The 20,564-nt window shown below is 34.6% G+C and carries 19 protein-coding genes; 10 read left to right on the forward strand and 9 right to left on the reverse strand.

All coding sequences use genetic code 11. The annotated features are described in order from the left end of the window. The first annotated feature begins 146 nt into the window (after positions 1–146). From IE051_RS07085 to IE051_RS07105, 5 genes are all read left to right on the forward strand, one after another. Positions 147–1,793, forward strand: coding sequence for a sulfatase (locus tag IE051_RS07085; protein WP_189360094.1), 1,647 nt, complete (start codon positions 147–149; stop codon positions 1,791–1,793). 12 nt (positions 1,794–1,805) lie between these two features. Continuing rightward, a complete protein-coding gene (locus IE051_RS07090; protein WP_189360095.1) occupies positions 1,806–3,728 on the forward strand; it encodes an FAD-dependent oxidoreductase in 1,923 nt (640 codons plus the stop codon). A 3-nt stretch (positions 3,729–3,731) separates the two neighbouring features. Then, the gene (locus IE051_RS07095; RefSeq protein WP_189360096.1) at positions 3,732–4,862 is read left to right on the forward strand and encodes a hypothetical protein; all 1,131 of its coding nucleotides are present in this window, start codon (positions 3,732–3,734) and stop codon (positions 4,860–4,862) included. Between the two features lie 225 nt (positions 4,863–5,087). Next, positions 5,088–5,324 carry a membrane protein insertion efficiency factor YidD gene (gene yidD, locus IE051_RS07100; protein WP_189360394.1) on the forward strand — a complete coding sequence of 79 codons (237 nt, stop codon included), beginning with the start codon at positions 5,088–5,090 and terminating at the stop codon, positions 5,322–5,324. A gap of 154 nt (positions 5,325–5,478) precedes the next feature. After that, a complete protein-coding gene (locus IE051_RS07105) occupies positions 5,479–7,212 on the forward strand; it encodes an amidohydrolase (protein ID WP_189360097.1) in 1,734 nt (577 codons plus the stop codon). A gap of 58 nt (positions 7,213–7,270) precedes the next feature. Here IE051_RS07105 and IE051_RS07110 read toward each other — a convergent pair whose 3' ends face one another. Beyond that, complete coding sequence (locus tag IE051_RS07110; RefSeq protein ID WP_189360098.1) at positions 7,271–8,731, reverse strand: aminoacyl-histidine dipeptidase; 1,461 nt, start codon at positions 8,729–8,731, stop codon at positions 7,271–7,273. A 74-nt stretch (positions 8,732–8,805) separates the two neighbouring features. Between IE051_RS07110 and IE051_RS07115 the strand changes: the two genes are divergently transcribed. Then, positions 8,806–9,873 carry a DUF3810 domain-containing protein gene (locus tag IE051_RS07115; RefSeq protein WP_189360099.1) on the forward strand — a complete coding sequence of 356 codons (1,068 nt, stop codon included), beginning with the start codon at positions 8,806–8,808 and terminating at the stop codon, positions 9,871–9,873. A gap of 7 nt (positions 9,874–9,880) precedes the next feature. On the opposite strand, the gene IE051_RS07120 is transcribed toward IE051_RS07115, so the two are convergent. Continuing rightward, a complete protein-coding gene (locus IE051_RS07120) occupies positions 9,881–10,666 on the reverse strand; it encodes a DUF6503 family protein (protein ID WP_189360100.1) in 786 nt (261 codons plus the stop codon). A gap of 82 nt (positions 10,667–10,748) precedes the next feature. On the opposite strand from IE051_RS07120, the gene IE051_RS07125 reads away from it, so the two are divergent. Beyond that, positions 10,749–11,543 (forward strand): TrmH family RNA methyltransferase, encoded by a 795-nt coding sequence (locus IE051_RS07125; RefSeq protein ID WP_189360101.1) that lies wholly within the window; start codon positions 10,749–10,751, stop codon positions 11,541–11,543. Between the two features lie 98 nt (positions 11,544–11,641). Beyond that, the gene (locus tag IE051_RS07130; RefSeq protein WP_189360102.1) at positions 11,642–12,874 is read left to right on the forward strand and encodes a M48 family metallopeptidase; all 1,233 of its coding nucleotides are present in this window, start codon (positions 11,642–11,644) and stop codon (positions 12,872–12,874) included. Positions 12,875–12,882: 8 nt separating this feature from the next. Here the strand turns inward: IE051_RS07130 and yaaA are convergent, their stop codons facing one another. Both yaaA and IE051_RS07140 read right to left on the reverse strand, forming a co-directional pair. Next, positions 12,883–13,641, reverse strand: a complete 759-nt coding sequence (gene yaaA / locus IE051_RS07135) for a peroxide stress protein YaaA (protein WP_189360103.1) — start codon at positions 13,639–13,641, stop codon at positions 12,883–12,885. A gap of 453 nt (positions 13,642–14,094) precedes the next feature. Then, positions 14,095–15,201, reverse strand: a complete 1,107-nt coding sequence (locus IE051_RS07140) for a fatty acid desaturase family protein (protein ID WP_189360104.1) — start codon at positions 15,199–15,201, stop codon at positions 14,095–14,097. A 292-nt stretch (positions 15,202–15,493) separates the two neighbouring features. Between IE051_RS07140 and IE051_RS07145 the strand changes: the two genes are divergently transcribed. Both IE051_RS07145 and rpe read left to right on the forward strand, forming a co-directional pair. Further along, positions 15,494–16,357: a sigma-70 family RNA polymerase sigma factor gene (locus tag IE051_RS07145; RefSeq protein ID WP_019387909.1), complete on the forward strand. Its 864-nt coding sequence runs from the start codon at positions 15,494–15,496 to the stop codon at positions 16,355–16,357. Positions 16,358–16,531: 174 nt separating this feature from the next. Continuing rightward, the gene (rpe, locus tag IE051_RS07150) at positions 16,532–17,194 is read left to right on the forward strand and encodes a ribulose-phosphate 3-epimerase (RefSeq protein WP_189360105.1); all 663 of its coding nucleotides are present in this window, start codon (positions 16,532–16,534) and stop codon (positions 17,192–17,194) included. Here the strand turns inward: rpe and IE051_RS07155 are convergent. The 5 genes from IE051_RS07155 to IE051_RS07175 all read right to left on the reverse strand — a co-directional run bounded on the left by IE051_RS07155 (position 17,191) and on the right by IE051_RS07175 (position 20,493). After that, positions 17,191–17,610, reverse strand: a complete 420-nt coding sequence (locus tag IE051_RS07155) for a CBS domain-containing protein (RefSeq protein ID WP_189360106.1) — start codon at positions 17,608–17,610, stop codon at positions 17,191–17,193. The two genes, rpe and IE051_RS07155, sit on opposite strands and share 4 nt — an antisense overlap. 41 nt (positions 17,611–17,651) lie before the next feature. Then, entirely contained in the window at positions 17,652–18,074 is a 423-nt protein-coding gene (locus IE051_RS07160; RefSeq protein ID WP_189360107.1) for a CBS domain-containing protein, read from the reverse strand. Between the two features lie 80 nt (positions 18,075–18,154). After that, on the reverse strand, positions 18,155–19,006 hold the full coding sequence (locus IE051_RS07165) for a zinc-dependent peptidase (protein ID WP_229796748.1): 852 nt from the start codon (positions 19,004–19,006) through the stop codon (positions 18,155–18,157). A 111-nt stretch (positions 19,007–19,117) separates the two neighbouring features. Continuing rightward, a complete protein-coding gene (locus IE051_RS07170) occupies positions 19,118–19,987 on the reverse strand; it encodes a glycoside hydrolase family 16 protein (RefSeq protein ID WP_189360108.1) in 870 nt (289 codons plus the stop codon). A gap of 80 nt (positions 19,988–20,067) precedes the next feature. Next, positions 20,068–20,493 carry an acyl-CoA thioesterase gene (locus IE051_RS07175; RefSeq protein WP_229796749.1) on the reverse strand — a complete coding sequence of 142 codons (426 nt, stop codon included), beginning with the start codon at positions 20,491–20,493 and terminating at the stop codon, positions 20,068–20,070. Positions 20,494–20,564: the final 71 nt, after the last annotated feature.

Raw genomic sequence — 20,564 nt, forward strand, 5'->3', positions numbered from 1 at the left:
CATTACAATTGTTAAGTTACATATTACACGAATTATTACAATGTTAAGTTTATGTAATCCCTAAAATTAGGAATTAATAATGACACAACATAGATTTATACATGTCTTTTACAGGCACCGTTAATTTCAGATAAACATTGAATCTAATGAGATTATTCTATTACCTAATTGTTTTTATCAGCATATCTAGCTGCAGTCAGAAACAAAACTCCATAAAAAAACCAAACATCCTATTCATTGGCATTGACGATTTGCGTCCAGAATTAGGATGTTATGGCTCTGATATAGCTATAAGTCCTAATCTCGATAAACTTGCCAGTCAAGGTTTACTATTTAACAACGCGTATTGTCAACAAGCTATTTGTGGCCCATCTAGAGCGAGCTTACTCAGTGGAATTAGACCGGAAACAAGCGGGGTATTTCATAATTACATAAAATTTCGAGAAGTCAATCCAGATGTAGTCACCTTACCTCAACATTTTATAAACAATGGCTACGAAGCCGTTTATACAGGAAAAATTTACCATCATGGAGACTTAGACGATGAGAAATCTTGGAGTAGACTACCAGTAGTAGATAGCATGAATTCAAAAGGTATAAAAAAACCTGTAGGCTTTGCTTTAGAAAAAAATATTAAAGAACGTACTGCAACCAAGAAAGAAATGATAGCCAAATATGGTGATGTCGCCAAATATGGACTCGCTATGGGGCAGGCCTATGAAAGTGCAGATGTCCCAGATAACACCTATAGAGACGGTTATAACACAGAGTTGGCAATTGCCACTATGAAAGAAATGGTAGCTAAGGGAGATAAGCCTTTCTTTCTTGGTTTAGGGTTTAACAAACCGCATTTAAATTGGGTGTCTCCAAAAAAATATTGGGATTTATATGACCGAGAAAAAATAAAGCTATCTACACAAACGGAGAGCCCAATCAATGGCGCAGCAATGGGGTTACATGCGTCATTTGAATTACGTGTACGAAGCGGCATTCCTAAACAGGGAAAAATTGATGATGAACTAGCTATAACCTTAAAGCATGCCTATTTGGCCTGCGTAAGTTATGTTGATGCTCAAATAGGAAAAATGATTGCAGCCCTTGAGGAAGCAGGAGTTAGAGACAATACCATAATAATTATCTGGAGCGACCACGGCTGGCATCTGGGTGATATGGGCATCTGGGGAAAAGCTACCAATTATGAAATTGCTACCCGAGTACCTATGATGATATGGACACCAGATATGCCAACAGGTAGTCAAGGAAAAACCACAGATGCCTTAGTAGAATTGATAGACATGTACCCTACTTTATCCGATTTAGCTGGTTTAGAAATACCCGCACATGTTGAAGGCACAAGCTATAAAACTTTGATAGATAACCCCAATACTGAATGGAAAACAGCGGCTTTTAGTCAATTCCCCTCCCCTGCCTTAAGAGAATGGGGCGGATTTCCAATTAGACCCGCCATGCGAGAAACCTATTTCGGACCTTTACTTAAAGAAGTTGAAGGAAAAATTAAAACACAACAAGGAAACAAATGGGATAGAGATTTGTTCGAAAATAATTTAATGGGCTATGCAATGCGAACAGAAAATTACAGATTTATTGTTTGGAAAGATAGAGCAAACCAAGCAAAAGCCCCCTTGTTTGTAGAGTTATTTGACCACACAACAGATCCAAAAGAAACTAAAAACATTGCAGAATCAAACCCAGAATTGGTCAATAAATTAATGAACCAATTCAACAAAGGGTGGCAAGAAAATCAAGTAAAAACAGGTGTTAACCAACTATAAAATAAGAATTAAATGAAACGAAGAGAATTTTTTAGTAAGGGAACTAAAGTTGCATTGGCAGCGGGTTCAATTCCATTCATCACTGCCTCTTGTGCTAGTACAAATGATGTGGTTTACAACAAAAAAGAAGACAAATGGCATCATCTAGGAACTGGAGAATCTGGAATTGTAAATCGAAAGAAAACCACCGAGTTTGATGTTGCGGTAATTGGAGGTGGTGCCGCAGGAATTTGTGCTGCTGTTTCAGCAGCGAGAAACGGAGCTAAAGTCGTTTTAGTTCAAGACAGACCGGTATTGGGAGGTAACGCTTCAAGCGAAATACACGTGCATTTAAATGGTGTAAACAACATCAAAGGAAAAGCCGAAAGAGAAACCGGATTAATTGAAGAAATTTTGTTGTTAAACCGTTTTGAAAACGAGCAAGAGTCTTGGTCCGTATGGGATCACGTGTTATACGAGTTTGTGGTTAGAGAACCAAACTTAACTTTAATGATGAATACCCAAGCCATGGAAGCTGTAATGGAGGGTAATAAAATAAAATCTGCATTGTGTTGGCAAGGAACTACAGAAACCATGTACACTATAAATGCTGATGTTTTTATTGACTGTTCGGGTGATGGCCTATTGGCTGCGACTTCAGGTGCCGAATACAGAACCGGAAGAGAAGGAAAAAAAGAATTTGATGAAACCTTCGCTCCAGATGAACCAGATGGATGGCAAATGGGAGCAACATTGATTATGGAATCAAAAGACATGGGAAGACCAATGAAATATTCTCCACCTTCATTTGCTATTAAATACACCCATGAGGGTGCTCATAAAAAAAGACATTTTAAAGGCTTTCAAGACGGAATTTGGTGGATCGAAGTTGGTAGTGATAATGATATCATTGCAGATTTTGAACAAAATAGACATAAATTAATGGGATATATGCATGGCGTTTGGGATTATATCAAAAACTCAGGTAATTTCCCAGAAGCTGAAACCTTAGCCTTAGATTGGGTAGGTTCATTCCCTGGTCGTAGAGAATCTAGACGGTTTATTGGCGATTATATAGTTTCTGAAAGAGATATGACCGAACACAAACATTTTGAAGATGCAGTTGCCTATGGCGGTTGGTCCTTAGATGAACACAACCCAGGTGGTATAGAAAACCTTTCAGAACCACCAAGTTATTTTCACTATCATTTTAAAGAAGTGTATCAATTTCCGTTTAGAAGCTTGTATTCTAAAAACGTTAGCAACCTCATGTTTGCAGGAAGAAATGTGAGTCAAACACATATTGCATTATCATCATCAAGAATCATGGCTACTTGTGCTTTACAAGGGCAAGCCGTTGGTACAGCTGCTTCTATTTGTAATAAAAGGAATGTTTCTCCAAGAGAAGTTGGACAAAAACATATTAACGAACTACAAGAACAGCTATTAAGAGATGATGCTTTTATTCCCAAAAGACCTGCGAATGACCCGTTAGATTTAGCTAGAAAATCAAGTCTCATCTTTGGATCTACAACCTCATCAGGAGCTGCCAAGAACCTTTTAAATGGCATGTCTCGTGATATTGATGGCGAAATAAATCACTGGCAATCTGATGGACTTTCTGCCAACGTTCAATTAGAATGGGAAACTCCGATCGATTTATCTAAAGTGGAATTAAAATGTGATACGAACATAAAACGTAATATCATGATGCGCAAGGACAGTAGAAATGATGAGCTTTATGGCAATGGTGTTCCAAAGGAAATGCTAAAAACTTTAAGTTTACAAGGGCGTGTAAATGGAAAGTGGGTAGACTTAGGCAACATTTCTGAGAATAAAACACGATTAATCAAGTTTAGTTTTGAATCAATAAAAGTTACTGCCATAAAAATTGATATGACTAAAACTTATGGTGCTGAAAATGTTAAACTCTTTGAAGTCCGTTGTTACGCTTAATACATGATATCATTTACTAAATTATTTTTTTGGTTAATCATCCTTCCCACTTTATGGTTAAGTCCTTTCGAGGGAACACAAAATAGGTTTAAAACCATAAAACACGAGGTGATTATTAATCACCCTGGAGAAAAAGACCCCGTATTTACCATACTTAATGAAATTCAAAACCAAGATGGTCTTCCTACCCGCTATACCATGGATGTATATTCTGTGATTTGCCTTGAGGAGGTGTGCAAGGTCATTCCCGTAAAGCTTTTTTGGAACAACACAGGTGAGTATCAAAAATACGAATTGGCTAAAGGAGAAACTCTTGAAAAATATGAAGCCGATCTGTTTGAAACCGAAGACTATATAAAACTGCAGAGTATATTGGCCAATAACAATTCTCCATTCAAAGAAGTATATATTGATGAAATCCTAACAGTTCCCGATGAGCATGGTAATGAAGATGTTGATGCCGTTTCAGGAGCTACTGCATTGGAGCTTGATGAGAAAGACACTGTTCCTGGTGCAGCATTAACCTGTTTTACACTTTGGCATTGGGCCAATGGCGATGTGGTTTTAAAAATAAAGGCTCAAACAGGAAAATCTGCCTCAGAAATTCAACTTATCGATTTTATCTTAGATAAGAATAACACCTATTTTCATATTGCTTTAGAAGAATTAGAATCACGCGAATTATATACAGCACCTTTTATTGATGCTACAATTCAAAAGGTTTTAAAAGAGGAATCTGTTTTAAGGCCAGCTTATAAATTTTTGGAGAAAGCAGGAAATGACAATTATTTAAAAGCCAGTAAAACATTGTTCGTTCAAGGGCATAAGGAACAAAAACTTGCTGCGTTGCAATCATTGAAGCAAACAAAACAAAATGTTCCAAAATTATATTTGGACACCTTGAGCGATAAGGTCTCAACCTTAAATTCTTACCAAGAAACCTCGCTCCTTTTGGAATTGATGCAAAGCAAAAATCCGAATTCACAGCAAGTCATTAAAAATGTCATGCCGCTCTTGGAATCTGAATTTCTAATAGCGAGACGCGCCTTTTGGTTTCTTAAAAATCAAATACTTGACGATAATCAGGTCAATCTAGTAAATGCATTTGAAGAACAATATAAAGACAGACTCTAAACGTAAAACTCAAAAAAACATAGTACACTTCTGCATATACTAATCGATCCTGAAGGATTTAGTATAAACGACAAATCATCCTTACCCATGGGAATTATGGTAGCCCTAACAGCCTCTTTTTGGTTTATATTTTGGAAACCAAAAAAAGAACAACCCTAAGCAATAAAAAGCATAAGACATTTATAGTATCTTTGAATAAAGTACAAGATACAGAAATTGCATTCTATTAGAAACATACTTATTGCACCAATTTTATTCCTAATTAAGGTATATCAACTATTTATATCACCTCTAACCCCAGCAACGTGTAGATTTCAACCTACATGTTCTCATTACAGCAAAGAAGCCCTACAAAAACACGGCCTTTTTAAAGGAGGTTGGTTAGCCATAAAACGTATTTTTAGTTGCCATCCTTGGGGAGGAAGTGGTTATGATCCTGTTCCTGAGAAGGATGACAACTAAAAAAACCCCTTCGCGCCGGCTCGCCTGTTCTCTAAAAATGTACACTGTACATTTTCTTTACGTTCCATCGCCTTGGGGAGGTTCAGGTTATGATCCTGTTCCATAAAATAAAAGTCCTGTAATTATTGTAATTTACTGGTCTAAATCCATTTTAATGAAATTACAATATTCTTCAATTTTACTGATAGCAGGTATCCTAATGACACTTCTATCCTGTACAAAACCAAATAAAGAATATGCCACTACGATAATATTTGGTGGTAACATATATACGGCGGACTCCTTACAACCAAAAGTAGAGGCAGTAGGTATTAAAGGAAATTCCATAATTTTCACAGGAAATCTCAAGGCGGCAGAAGCATATAAAAATAGAGAAACTCAACTCATTAATTTAAAAGGAAAAACCATGACTCCAGGTTTTATTGAAGGGCATGGTCATTTTATGGGCATGGGATATAATGAATTAAATCTTAATTTAATAAACACAACCAGTTATCAAGCTCTTATAGATGCCGTTTCTGAACGTGTAAAATCAGCAAAACCTGGTGAATGGATTCTAGGTAGAGGATGGCATCAAAGCAAATGGGATTCACTGCCTGAAGAAATAGTAAAAGGGTTTCAAACCCATCATAGGTTAAGTGAGGTTTCACCTAATAACCCGGTCTATTTAAGACATGCAAGTGGACATGCAGGATTTGCTAATGCTAAAGCCATGGAACTTGCAGGTTTGAAAGTTTTGGCCAAAGAAGGCATTCAAACAACGTTTAATGCTGATGGCGGTGAAGTAATTATTGATGAATTCGGAAGACCTACTGGTATTTTTAATGAACGGGCCCAAACCCTGATTACGAAACGTATTCCTGAAAAAACACTCGAAACTGACATAAAAGCATTTGAACTTGCCACAGCATCGTGTTTAAAAAACGGTATCACTAGTTTTCATGATGCTGGTATTCCCAAAGAAACAATAGCCTTATATGAAAAAATGAAATCGGAGGGTAAAATGAATACTCGAATTTATGCTATGCTTACAGGTTGGGATAAAAATTTACTAGAGGAATGGTACGCAAAAGGGCCCTTAATAGACCCTGATCATTTATTCACGGTACGCTCTGTAAAACTTAACTGTGACGGTGCTTTAGGATCTCGAGGCGCATGGTTATTACAACCCTATACGGATAGACCAAATCATTTTGGACACGAGACCCTACCTATGGATTTTGTACAAGAAACTGCGTTAAACGGCCTTAATAATGGTTTTCAAGTGTGTGCTCATGCTATTGGTGATCGAGCCAACAGAGAGATTTTAGATCGCTATGAATATGCCCTACAACAACACCCTGAAGCTGCTAAAAACCATAGATTTCGTATTGAACATGCGCAGCATTTAGACCCTGAAGATATCCCAAGGTTTTCGGAATTAAATGTGATTCCGGCTATGCAGGCTATTCATATGTCTTCGGACAGACCATGGGCTATTGACCGCTTAGGAGAACAGCGTATTAAAGACGGGGCTTATATGTGGCAAGCCTTATTGCAAAGCGGTGTGCCTATAGTGAATGGAACAGATGTACCTGTTGAACCTATAAACCCAATTGCAAGCTTTTATGCTAGTGTTACCCGAAAAACATTAAAAGGTACTCCCGATACAGGTTATGAACCCGATCAAAAAATGACGCGACAGCAAGCTCTTAAATCCTATACCATATTTGCTGCTTATGGCGCTTTTGAAGAAAGCATCAAAGGCTCTATTTCTGTAGGCAAACTTGCTGATTTCACCATTTTTGACCAAGACATCATGACTGTAGCAGAAAGTGATATCTTAAACACTAAAGTTTCTATGACTATCTTTAACGGAAAAACGGTATTTAATGCAGCAACCAAATAACATAGGATTTATAAAAAATAGTAAAAACAGGTACCTGTTAATACTCTGCCCTATGAACTTAAGCCTTAGGAATCTGTTTTAGAATCGCTAATACAAACTTCCAATATTTTTGAACCGACGAAATTTGAGCGCGCTCATCTGGTGAATGCGCTCCTTTAATGTTAGGTCCAAAACTAATCATATCCATTTCTGGATAGTTCTGCCCCAAAATACCACATTCTAAGCCGGCATGACAGGCTGCCACATGCGGATCTTCGCCATTTAACTCCTTATATAATGGCTTCATTACTTTTAATATTGCCGAATCCATATTAGGCGTCCATCCTGGATAATCTCCAGAACATTCAACTTCACACCCTGTTAATTCAAAGGTTGCTCTGAGCGTATTCATTAAATCAATTTTAGCACTTTCTACTGAAGATCGTGTTAAACATCCAACATGAATACTACCGTCCTTAACTAAGACCCTCGCTATATTATTAGAAGTCTCTACCAATCCAGGAATATCAGCACTCATTCTATAAACTCCATTAATAGCAGCATACATGGCACGAGTAAAACCTTCTTGAACACCCAAATCCATTATTGATTTTGGAGTTTCACATTTTGAAACACTGATTTTCAAATCAGGTTCCATAGTTTTAAGCTCCCTTTGGATTGTATTTACAACTAAAGCCATATCTAAAAGAAAAGCGTCTTCATGCACCGCATCAATAGCAATAATGGCATTACTTTCTCGAGGAATAGCATTTCTCAAACTTCCACCATCGATACTAGAAATACGTAGTCCAAAATTTTCAAAGCCATCAAATAATACACGATTCATAATCTTATTTGCATTCCCTAAACCTTCATGAATCTGCATACCGGAATGACCACCTTGCAATCCTGTAACAGAAATGGCGTACCCCACTTTGAACTCAGGAGTTTCTTCCTCTTCATAGTTACGTTTCGCAGTAACATCAATACCCCCTGCGCAACCAACACCTATTTCATCGTCTTCTTCCGTATCTAGGTTCAATAAAATACCACCGCTCAACAAACCGCCTTTTAACCCCATGGCACCTGTCATTCCAGTTTCTTCATCTACTGTGAATAAAGCTTCAATTGCGGGATGCGGAATATCTGTACTTTCTAAAATAGCCATAATTGTTGCCACACCAAGACCATTGTCTGCACCTAGGGTTGTCCCCCTTGCCTTAACCCAATCACCGTCAATAAACATATCTATACCTTGGGTGTCAAAATCAAACGCCGTATCGTTGTTTTTTTGATGCACCATATCTAAATGCGATTGCATAACTACTGTAATCCTATCTTCCATACCTTGAGTGGCGGGCTTTTTTATAATAACATTCCCAACTTCATCTACTACAGTTTTCAAACCAAGATTTTCGCCAAAATTTTTCATAAACGCAATAACACGTTCTTCCTTTTTTGAAGGTCTTGGAACCGCATTTAAATCCGCAAATTTATTCCATAATGATTTTGGTTCAAGTTGTCTTATTTCTGTGCTCATAGTTTTAATATCTAAAGTCACAAAGATACATTTTAGCTAGTATGTTTTTGTAAACATTTTTCTATTTTTGATCTATGCTAAAAAAGAAAAAAACCATTATTGCGCTTTCTCTAATTCCGCAGATTTTAATGGTACGTTTATTATCCCATTATCCAGAATTTATAGAACGTTATTACAGCAATGGACTCTATGAATGGCTCTCAAAAGTATTTCGATTTGTTTTAGGCTGGCTTCCTTTCTCTTTTGGCGATGTACTTTATATTTTTATGATTGTTTACTTGATTCGCTGGATGGTAAAAAACAGAAGGCGCTTAAGAAATGATACAAAAAACTGGCTTTTAGAGGTTTTATCTACTAGTGCCTTATTTTATTTTGCTTTTCATTTATTTTGGGGCTTGAATTACTACAGACTACCACTACACAAAAGTTTAAAATTAGATCATGAATATACTACTGATCAATTAATTGAGCTTACCGAAAAACTTATCAAAAAATCTAATACCTTACACACATCTCTGGCTAGTAATGACAGTCTTCCTGTTACATTTCCTTATTCTAAAAATGACATTTTTAAAATGACATCAAATGGTTATGAACATTTAAAAGCCATTTTTTTTAATTTAGAATACCATCCAAAATCTATAAAGAAGTCTTTAATAAGCTATCCGCTTTCATATATGGGCTACAGTGGATATTTAAACCCCTTAACCAATGAAGCCCATGTTAATGGACTACTGCCTATATATAGATTCCCAACCACCTCGGCTCATGAAATTGCCCATCAATTGGGGTACGCAGCAGAAAATGAGGCTAACTTCATAGGTTTTCTCGCGAGTATTAAAAACGATAATGCCTATATAAATTATAGCGGATACACCTTTGGTTTAAGTTATTGTCTTAATGAAGTTTATAGACGTGATGAAGCGCTTTATGAAACGATGCTTGAATCTGTGAATAAAGGCATTTTAAAAAACTCAGAAGAAGTAAGACGCTTTTATGAAGCTTTTGAAAACCCAGCAGAACCCTTCTTTAAACTTTTTATGGATAATTTTTTAAAGGCCAATAATCAAAGTAAAGGCATGCAAAGTTACAGTTATGTTGTAGCCTTATTGGTTAACTATTTTGAAAAAGAAAACTTGTAAGTGCTTTTTACTCTACTATTTGGGCTCCCTCAGGAACTTCAAATATTTCTGAATTAATCTTGTCTTTAGAAACCTTGATATTAATAAATTTTAAGTCACTCTTTTTCTCTGTTGGTTTATTATTTTCATAAGCATACCACGACAAAGTTTCTGGCAATATTAAACCATTCACTTCTTGCCAGTCACTATATTTTATAAAATGAAATTCCTTGCCTTTTTCTTTTGTAAAAAAAGTAACGGTATATCCCAACCATGTCATTTTATGTGTTTCCGCGTCGAAATATAAGATGTATTCATCTTCTGGTGACTCCCCTACTCCTGAGTTATACCCTATCCTTATTCCTGGAAAAGTCTGTCCTTCAAAAACTAAGGGGTCCGCATCACTATAAACTATTCCATCATCAGCTAAAATAAAAGGCATAGCATAAAAGTAGAGCATCAAATTATAGTAAAATTTTGGCTTCCCTTTATAATGCATGGAATCTTGTTTAATCCATACATCTTGTCCGTTATAGCCTATTTGAAATTTATCGGTTGAAATAAACGACTTTCTGTTTTTTAAATCGGTTAATGTCCGCTCTGCGCCATTGGGCTTTTCCATAGTAAACTCCAAAGTCTGGAAAGTATTCCAATGTTTCAAACCGCCATGGGCCTCAAATACATTCAGTAAATTTTTTGGGTATTTATTATCCCTAATGGATGTGTCTTCTTTGGAAGATATAACAACCTTTTCTTTTTGTTCTTTACATGCGACAAAAAGGAATACTGAAAATACGAAAAGAATAGACTTCATTTATATATGTTTTAGGTTTCCATGTTTGACGAAATTAGAAACAAATAATTACACAAAAATCAATTACTTTTGTTTAATACTTATGAAATTAATTAGCAGTCCGCAAAATCCCTTTATTCGACAACTTGTACAACTCAAGGATAAATCACGTGATCGTAAAAAATCAGGTACGTTTTTAATTGAAGGTATACGGGAAATCAATTTAGCTCTAAAAGGAGGTTATACCCTAGAAACTCTTTTATTCTGCCCAGAACTGTTTTCTAATAATCAATTAAAGGATTTTACAAATGACACCTCTAATTGTATTGAAATATCAAAAGAGGTTTACCAAAAATTAGCCTATCGGGAAACTACCGAAGGTGTTTTAGCCATAGCAAAAGTAAAAAACCATGCATTGACCAATTTAAATTTTACTACAAGTAATCCCTTAGTATTGATTGCTGAAGCTCCTGAAAAGCCAGGAAATATTGGTGCTTTATTAAGAACAGCCGATGCTGCAAATGTAGATGCTGTTATAATAGCCAACCCAAAAACAGACTTATATAATCCCAATATTATTCGATCTAGTGTGGGTTGTGTCTTCACCAATCAAATTGGTACAGGAACGACCTCTGAAATAATTAACTTTTTAAAATTAAAAAACATAAATATCTACTGTGCTATTTTACAAGAATCTGTACCTTATCACAGTCAAGATTTCACCAAACCTAGCGCTATTGTTGTTGGAACAGAAGCCACTGGCTTAAGTGAAGAATGGCGAAATCAGTCGACTCAAAATATTATTATTCCCATGCAAGGTGAAATAGATTCTATGAATGTTTCTGTTGCAGCGGGAATTCTTATTTTTGAAGCGAAAAGACAGCGAGGTTTTAATTAAATTAAATTAATTTAATTGTGATGTAAAACCATCATAATTTCTCAAACAAAACTACGTATATACCGATTGACGCATTACAAAGACGTTAAACAACAAACATGACTGCAAACACACTTTTTTACATCATAATAGCTATTATTACAATCAACTTTATAAAGGATAAAGTTATTGATGCACTAAACGCAAAACATTTTAATGATGCCCTTCCTGATGACCTAAAAGATGTTTATGACGATGTAGAATATAAAAAATCACAAAATTATAAAGCAACCAAATATAAATTTGGCATTATCACCTCAACATTCTCCGTAATACTAACCTTAGGTTTTTTATTGTTAGATGGATTTGAGTATGTGGACACTATAGCTAGATCCTTGAGCGAAAACCCAATAATCTTTGCCCTAATTTTCTTTGGAATAATTATGATAGGTAGTGATATTTTAACTACACCTTTTTCATTCTACAGCACTTTTGTAATTGAAGAAAAATTCGGTTTTAATAAAACAACAAAAAAGCTTTTTGTAATAGATAAGATAAAAGGATGGCTTATGATGGCCATTTTTGGTGGCAGTATTTTAGCTTTAATTATTTGGTTTTACACAATTACTGGAAAAAACTTTTGGCTATATGCATGGGCATTAATAGCCATATTTACATTGTTTATGAATATGTTTTACTCCAAACTTATTGTACCATTATTTAATAAGCAAACATCGCTTGAAGAAGGCCATTTAAGAGATCAAATTGCAGCATACGCGAGAACTGTTGGATTTAAATTGGACAAAATATTTGTAATTGACGGTTCTAAACGCAGTACAAAAGCGAATGCCTATTTTTCAGGATTTGGGAGTGAAAAACGAGTAACGCTTTATGACACATTAATTAACGATTTGGAAGAAGAAGAAATTGTTGCAGTCCTCGCACACGAGGTAGGGCATTATAAAAAGAAACATATTATTTTTAATCTTATTTCCTCTATTTTACTAACGGGCATTACGCTTTATATTTTATCCTTATTCATTTCAAACCCTATTTTATCTAAAGCTATTGGTGTTGATATCCCGAGTTTCCATATAGGCCTTATTGCCTTTGGCATATTATATGCTCCAATCTCAGAAATCACAGGACTTGTAATGAATTTATTTTCTAGAAAATTTGAATATCAGGCGGATGATTTTGCAAAAAACACGTACCAATCAGAACCATTAATTAATTCCCTTAAAAAACTTTCTAAAAATAGTTTAAGTAATTTAACACCACATCCTGCGTACGTATTTATGCATTACTCACATCCTACGCTTTTAGAACGGATTAAAAATTTGAGGAAGTAAAATGAAGTCTACCTTATAAATACAAGGTCGTTCTCCTTGGACATCGCTTCACTAAAGCCGTAGCCCATATAATTAAAGCCTTTTATATCATCAATAGTTTGTGCATTGGTATCTATAATATATCTAGCCATTGCCCCTCGCGCTTCTTTAGCAAAGAATGAAATCATCTTATATTCGCCATTTTTAAAATCTTTAAAATTGGCAGTAACAACAGGAACTTTAAGAATCTTTTTATTTATAGCTTTAAAATATTCATTGCTTGCTAAGTTTAAAAAAACTTCATCGTCCTTTAACTCTTCATTCAAAAATTTTGTAATATCTTTTTTCCAAAACTCATAAAGATTTTTCTTTACGCCCACAGGTAGTTTTGTTCCCATTTCCAATCGGTAGGGCTGAATGAGGTCGGTTGGTTTTAGGACACCGTATAATCCGGATAGAATACGCACTGTATTTTGCATAACCTCTTGTTTATCCTCTGGAATCGTATAAGCATCCAAACCTCTATAAACATCGCCATTAAAAGCATAAATGGCTGGCCTCGCATTATCTTTTGTGAATGGTAGTTCCCAAGATTGATTACGTTCGTAGTTTAGCTGACCTAAAGCATCTGAAATGCTCATAAGCTTAGATAAAGCTCTAGCCGATTTCTTTCTAAGCAATTTATTTAAACGCTCAGGCTGTTTTAAAAAAGACGGCTCTGTATACTGTGTTGTTGGTAATTTACTTTCAAAATCTAACGATTTTGCTGGTGATAATACTAATTTCATTTAGGATAAACTTTTTATTTTGCACAACGGGAGATAATCAAAAACCTAGATTATTCTGAATCCCCTTCTCCAAACAAACAATTACTTCGGTTCAAATTTACAACTCCTAAATTACTTTTAATATTGCTACCTAGAATTATTTTAAATGAGGATATAAGTGAAGTTTATAACATGAATTCATGATACATTAATTCTAAATTTTACCTTATTTCAAAATGAATAGGTTTAAAAGTACCATTATTACTATCCTCCGCAGAACAAGCCGTTAAGCTCACAATGACATCCATTAGCGCTTTAAAGAGGTTAAAAGCAAAAACTTCAACCCATAAAGACTTAAATTAAGGTTAATGCGTTTTGTAAAACACCAAAAGAAGGAATTGTCTTAATATTTAGCAAGTACTAATTTTCCCCAATTCCCAGTTCTAATTTGAAAATAAGACAAGAACCAACAACTTACATATCCTCTTCAAGAATATTAAATTCGGCAACCGCATTATCAGCATTATATTTAATTAACTTATAATGATGATACAAAGCTTTCCAAATTGTCCAAGATTTGTATTGAAAACCATTCTCTTCAGCATATTCCTTAATAACTTGGGTTGCCTCAGGAGAATAAACAGGGCTAATATTGGGATATATATGGTGAATGATATGATAATTGAAATTTCCCATTAAATTACGGCTAAACCAACTATCCATAGTAACATCATTGGTAGTAATAAACTGATGCTCTAGCCAACTATTAGGCATTTTACCATTTTCATCTGGAACAGGAAATTCATTAGTTAGATTAGGGTGTGCAGTAAGCAAGATGGTCAAGGCAACTAAACTTCCTACAACCAGCATAAGTAATAAAGCACCAAGTGCCGTAGCAACACTCTGACCCAGCATAATAGGAATGAATACCATGTAAAAAATAAAGAATATTTTAAAGAAAAACAGCTTCACATATTCTATTGGAGGAATTTTATCAAGCTTCTTTTTAATGCAACGGTCTTTCTGAAAGAAGTCTTTAAAATCTCTAATTAAAATCCAGTTGAATAAATACAAGGGATACATAAAAAATACGAGTATATGCTGCTTCTTATGAATAGGCTTTGTTTCACTGGCAGGGTATATTTTTACGGGTCCTGCTTGCTCAATATCAGAATCCCAGCCCATAATATTTTGATAATTATGATGCATTTTAATATGCCTGTTCTTCCAGATAAAACTATTTGCTCCTAAAAGGTCAAAAACGATTAATACTAAATTATTTGACCAATTTTTCTTAAAAACATGATTATGAACAGCATCATGAATGATATTAAGGAAAATAAATACAATTACTAAACCTAAACATGCATAAAGCATATAATACAACCCCGTATGTTCAATATTGTATAAGGCTAAAAAGTAAACAATTACATAAAGTGAAATACAAAAAAACGTAGTTACCTTTTTTGCCGTATTCCTTGATTTTGGTAAATCTTTGACAACAGCATCAACCTTTTTTTTAAGTATTCGGTAGTGTTTATTATCTGTAGAATTTTGCTTAAAAGTGATATCTACACTCATATAATTAGCTTTAGTTTTTATGCAAAATTAAAGATTATCTATTAAAACAACAAGCATAAACCCATGGAAATTCAGCAGAAAAACAATGGATAAAACACTAGTAATCAGTAAGCTTTTCAAGCTTACAAAAAGACAAATCTTGTTTGTGATAATTCATTTTTTTCACTGTAATATTTTAGAATACCAAAGATTTTATAAAAATATTTTACTTTTTTGTAACAAACTGAAACAAACATACGTATAACTACTGAATGCCCTATTTATTCACACATTAAATTCAGGAAGACATTAGATGAGACAACTTAAAATTACGAAGCAGGTAACTAATAGAGAAACCGCTTCGTTAGATAAATATCTGCAGGAAATTGGTAAGGTTGATTTAATTACAGCCGATGAAGAAGTTGAATTAGCACAACGCATCAAAGCTGGAGATCAAATAGCTTTAGAAAAACTGACAAAAGCGAATTTAAGATTCGTTGTCTCAGTTGCGAAACAATATCAAAACCAAGGTCTTACATTGCCAGATTTAATTAATGAAGGGAATTTAGGACTTATAAAAGCGGCTCAACGTTTTGATGAAACACGTGGTTTTAAGTTTATATCCTATGCCGTTTGGTGGATTCGTCAATCGATTCTGCAAGCTTTGGCTGAACAATCTCGTATTGTACGTTTGCCGTTAAACAAAATTGGATCGATTAATAAAATTAATAAAACATTTGCCTTTTTAGAGCAAAGTCATGAGCGTCCTCCTTCAGCTGAAGAGATCGCAAAAGAATTGGATATGACCATCAATGACGTTAAAGAATCCATGAAGAATTCTGGACGTCATGTAAGTATGGATGCTCCTTTAGTAGAAGGTGAAGATTCTAACTTATACGATGTATTAAACTCGGGTGAATCACCTAACCCTGACAAGGAATTATTACACGAATCTCTGCGTACTGAAATTGAACGTGCTCTAGAAACATTAACACCTCGAGAAGCAGATGTTATTCGTTTATATTTTGGTTTAGGCAACCAACACCCAATGACGCTTGAAGAAATTGGAGAAACGTTTGATTTAACACGCGAGCGTGTAAGACAAATTAAAGAAAAAGCTATTCGTAGATTAAAACATACATCTAGAAGTAAAATATTAAAAACATATTTAGGATAGTAATTGATTACAATTACGACTAAATTACAGTAACAAACAGTTACATCATAACTGTTCGTTTTTTGATTGATGAAAGAACCCCCGGCTGATTACCGGGGGTTTATTTTTGGTCTTAATTCAAATTAATTTTCCTTTAAAAAAGACTTTATCTATCTTTGCCAAAATTTAAATGATATGTCATCAAAACTAATTGCCCCTTCAGTATTAGCAGCAGATTTTGCCAACCTTCAACGTGATGTTGAAATGGTTAATGCAAGTGATGCAGATTGGTTTCATATTGATATTATGGATGGTGTTTTTGTACCAAACATTTCATTCGGCATGCCGGTATTACAAGCCATTTCAAAGCATGCAAAAAAAACAATTGACGTTCATTTAATGATTGTTGACCCTGATCGTTATATTAAAACGTTTGCTGAATTAGGTAGCGATATTTTAACCGTGCATTACGAAGCTTGCACGCATTTACATAGAACATTGCAGGCTATTAAAGCTGAAGGAATGAAAGCAGGCGTTGCGCTTAATCCGCACACAAATGTTAGCCTTTTGGAAGACACAATTAATGATATTGATTTAGTTTGTATCATGAGTGTTAACCCTGGTTTTGGAGGGCAAAGCTTCATTGAAAACACTTATAATAAAGTCAAGCAACTTAAAGAATTAATTACGCGTAAAGGGGCATCAACACAAATTGAGATTGATGGTGGTGTTACCAATAAAAACGCAAAGCAATTAGTAGATGCGGGAGCTGATGTTCTGGTTGCCGGTAGTTATGTCTTTAAAAGTAAAACCCAGGAAGAAACCATAAAAGACCTAAAGGCTATTGCCAATTCTTAATATTGTTGGTGGTAATAATTGAGTAAATCAGTTGTTGTAATAATACCCACTAAGGTATCGTTATCTACCACAGGTAAGGCGTGAAATTCTCGAGTGGCTAATATTTTGGTAACCTCTTTAATTGTAGTATCACTGGTTACTGTTACTACATCCTTCACCATAACTTGCTCAATTGTAAACATGTTATAAACTACAGATTCAACTGTGTTTTCAAATTTTGAAGACGTTTCAGCATAACTTATTCGCATTAAATCAGTATAACTTAACATACCTATAATCATATCTCTCGAAACCACAGGAATGTGCCTAATTTTATTTCTTTTAAATAATGTTTCAGCCTTTTCTAAATCATCTGATTTTGTTAACGCTACAATATTTCTTGTCATAATTTCAGATACTGGCGTGCGCTGTCTCATATTGATACGTATTTAATCGTTTAATAATTCTTTATTAAGTTTTAAAATTGAAGTAATAAATATTTAATAAGATCAGTTGTTGTAACAATTCCAGTTAAGGCATTATTATCGACTACAGGCAAAGCATGAAACTCCTTTGATGCTAAAATTTCAGCAACCTCTTTTATTGAATTTGACGATGAAACGGACACAATATTCCTATTCATTACCTGTTCAATATTAAACATACTATAGACCATAACATCAGACATATTATCATCATCATTTAATGCAACATCTGCGAAACTTAATCTTAGCAAATCAGTATAACTTAGCATTCCAATAATTGCATTGCCATCTACAACAGGGATATGTCTTATATGGTTGGCTTTAAATAAATGCTCAGCAGTTTCTAAACTATCGTGCTTTTTTAATGTAATGACAGGCGTGGTCATTATCATGGAAATTGGTGCTTTTCGTATCATGATCTTCAGTTTTAAATTTAGTTACCACTAAAATTATTGAAATCATTTCTAAAAATTCATGACAAAAATCATACAACAGCTTAATAACCAGCAAAATTAAAATTCAGCATTTGTTTTGTTTTACTATAAACTTCGGGGAAATACGTCTGAAATTCCCTCGGTGTTTCTATAAATGTCTCCATGATTACAGCTAAAAATTCAAACTGGTTTGTAAACGCATATTTCCTGAAATAATTAGATGTCACCAATTTTTGTCGCAACTCAGGTTTTTCAGCCATTAGCTGTGTTAATTCCTTAAAGCTATCACTAAAAATTGTAGAACTAATATCGCGTTCTTTCATACTATTTATGTGGATAGCATGTGTTAACTCATGAATTCCTAGATTTAAGTTGTCATTTTCTATATCTAAGCCTATTTTAAAATCTTCCCAACTTAGAACAAGGGTCTTTAATTTAGGGTTAAATTCTCCCTTATGCAATGCCTGATTTGTATTTGAGAAAAAGGCCTTGGGATATATTACTATTTTAGAAATTATTCCAATATAATAATCTCTAAAACCAAAGGTTAGCATAACAGCCGTGGCAGATATCATCACCTTAACTTCATCTGTAATAAGGCATCCGTCTCTGCCAATAAAATCCTTATCCTTTATAAAAGAGGCAACACGGTGTTCGAAATACAATTTGTATTTAGGATCTAATTTATTGTAAAAGTTGAAATGTTTTTTAAGGATTAATTTTTCAGAATCACTAAGCGTTCTTAATCTAAAATATAAGTGCGTATACCAAGGCTTCATGTACTTCATGACGTATGCTGTCTCCAGCATTTTCTTTAAATACCGTAAGATAATAATCATCATAATTACAAAGAAAACCATAAGTATGGCTTGACCAGCCATAGAAGACTGCTTTAAAACTAAAAAATAGGGCATATCAAAAGATGAAAACTGTGTTGTTATGAGGTAAAAGTAAGACAACTAGTGCGTAATAAATCAGAACAACCTAACATTTTTCCGGACTATTTTTAGACTATGCCCCCATTATCATTTACGATACTCATGCTTTACATAATCTACTTCCATAATCCAGGATTTACCTGTCATAGGTGAGTCGGTAATTTTGGCGAAGTTCAAAATAGCGAACATAGGTTCCGGATATTTATCCCCTTCTCCAATATTACGATAAATTTCCTTACCATCAAGTCTATAGACAAGATCACTCCCTTCCCATTCTACACTGTACTCATGCCACTCATTTAATGTCGCCGGAAAATTTCTTCGCTTACTTTCCCAATCCCCTTTATCGCATTCCCCCAAACTGACTATTGCCCCGGTGGTAAATTCATCCTTCATATGATCTCCATGATGTTCAAAAATATCAATCTCTCCAGATCCTGTTAGAGGCCAACATATATTCTCATTATCCTCCTCAACAGGAGATTCATTGTTTTGAGCGCCCAGCAACCACCAAGCAGGGAACATGCTTGCCTCTCCATTACTAGACATTTTTAGTTTGGCCGTCCATTTCCCTTTCACAAACTCCTTCCTGTTTTTTGAACAAATTCTACCTGCAACATATTCAGTATCTGGATGCTGTTTTCCATGCTTATCCAAATTATCACAACTCTGTCTTTCATCCAATTTAATAACTTTCAGTTTTAGTGTGCCATCACTTACCTCGCGAGTTCCAAATGCGCCATCAGGGACATAGCACTGTGTTTCATTATTTACCCATATACGTTGATCCTGCCAATTATCAGGATTGAATGTTTGAAACTCATCTAGAAAATCTACATCCCAAACTTTAGACACTTCCTTTTTCTTTGATTCTTCTTTATTGTTCATTTTACAGGATACTATTATTATCCCGATGAACAGGATACTTAATAAACGGAAATAAGATGCATGCTTCATATTTAAAAGTTTTTAATATCATTCAATTTTCATCAACTACTCTTCTGAATTTCACAAGATTTCACTTCACACATCTTTTATTATGCAGAGAGTAAATCTAATATTTCAGAATTAATTCTTGCTGGTTTTTGAGTTTTTGAATCTATTAAACACCACAATGTTTCTGCTTTTGCAATTAAAGTTTGGTCTTTCACTATAGCGACATGACGTTTTGATTTCACTCCTTTAGATTCTCCTACCCAAGTTATCACAGTAATTTCATCACCTAAAAATGCCTCTCCTAAATAATCAATTTCATGACGTAGGCAAACCCAATAATACTTTGCGTTTATTTTGGCATTAGACAGTATGGTCCAATGTTTTTCAGACGCATCATTAATCCATTTCACATAAACCAAATTATTCACATGATTTAAGGTATCAATATCCTCTTGTCCAACCTCAACACCAAACTCATGAGATATTGTATTTATTGGTGGAATATTACTTAGATCTTTTCGATTCAAAATTTATGATTTTATAGACAGTACCACCAAATTAATCATTTTGAGATAATTTCTACATACTACAAGTCATA

The sequence above is a fragment of the Algibacter mikhailovii genome (genome assembly GCF_014651495.1).
GTDB classification, from domain to species: Bacteria; Bacteroidota; Bacteroidia; order Flavobacteriales; family Flavobacteriaceae; genus Algibacter_E; species Algibacter_E mikhailovii.

Bases quoted from the DNA above. Each gene is read 5' to 3' on its own strand.
- IE051_RS07165 (WP_229796748.1), bottom strand. From the start codon at position 19,006: ATGCCCTATTTTTTAGTTTTAAAGCAGTCTTCTATGGCTGGTCAAGCC.
- IE051_RS07160 (WP_189360107.1), bottom strand. From the start codon at position 18,074: ATGATACGAAAAGCACCAATTTCCATGATAATGACCACGCCTGTCATT.
- IE051_RS07155 (WP_189360106.1), bottom strand. From the start codon at position 17,610: ATGAGACAGCGCACGCCAGTATCTGAAATTATGACAAGAAATATTGTA.
- IE051_RS07110 (WP_189360098.1), bottom strand. From the start codon at position 8,731: ATGAGCACAGAAATAAGACAACTTGAACCAAAATCATTATGGAATAAA.
- IE051_RS07095 (WP_189360096.1), top strand. From the start codon at position 3,732: ATGATATCATTTACTAAATTATTTTTTTGGTTAATCATCCTTCCCACT.
- IE051_RS07085 (WP_189360094.1), top strand. From the start codon at position 147: ATGAGATTATTCTATTACCTAATTGTTTTTATCAGCATATCTAGCTGC.
- IE051_RS07115 (WP_189360099.1), top strand. From the start codon at position 8,806: ATGCTAAAAAAGAAAAAAACCATTATTGCGCTTTCTCTAATTCCGCAG.
- IE051_RS07125 (WP_189360101.1), top strand. From the start codon at position 10,749: ATGAAATTAATTAGCAGTCCGCAAAATCCCTTTATTCGACAACTTGTA.
- yaaA (WP_189360103.1), bottom strand. From the start codon at position 13,641: ATGAAATTAGTATTATCACCAGCAAAATCGTTAGATTTTGAAAGTAAA.
- IE051_RS07170 (WP_189360108.1), bottom strand. From the start codon at position 19,987: ATGAAGCATGCATCTTATTTCCGTTTATTAAGTATCCTGTTCATCGGG.
- IE051_RS07140 (WP_189360104.1), bottom strand. From the start codon at position 15,201: ATGAGTGTAGATATCACTTTTAAGCAAAATTCTACAGATAATAAACAC.
- IE051_RS07145 (WP_019387909.1), top strand. From the start codon at position 15,494: ATGAGACAACTTAAAATTACGAAGCAGGTAACTAATAGAGAAACCGCT.
- IE051_RS07130 (WP_189360102.1), top strand. From the start codon at position 11,642: ATGACTGCAAACACACTTTTTTACATCATAATAGCTATTATTACAATC.
- rpe (WP_189360105.1), top strand. From the start codon at position 16,532: ATGTCATCAAAACTAATTGCCCCTTCAGTATTAGCAGCAGATTTTGCC.
- IE051_RS07090 (WP_189360095.1), top strand. From the start codon at position 1,806: ATGAAACGAAGAGAATTTTTTAGTAAGGGAACTAAAGTTGCATTGGCA.
- IE051_RS07120 (WP_189360100.1), bottom strand. From the start codon at position 10,666: ATGAAGTCTATTCTTTTCGTATTTTCAGTATTCCTTTTTGTCGCATGT.
- IE051_RS07105 (WP_189360097.1), top strand. From the start codon at position 5,479: ATGAAATTACAATATTCTTCAATTTTACTGATAGCAGGTATCCTAATG.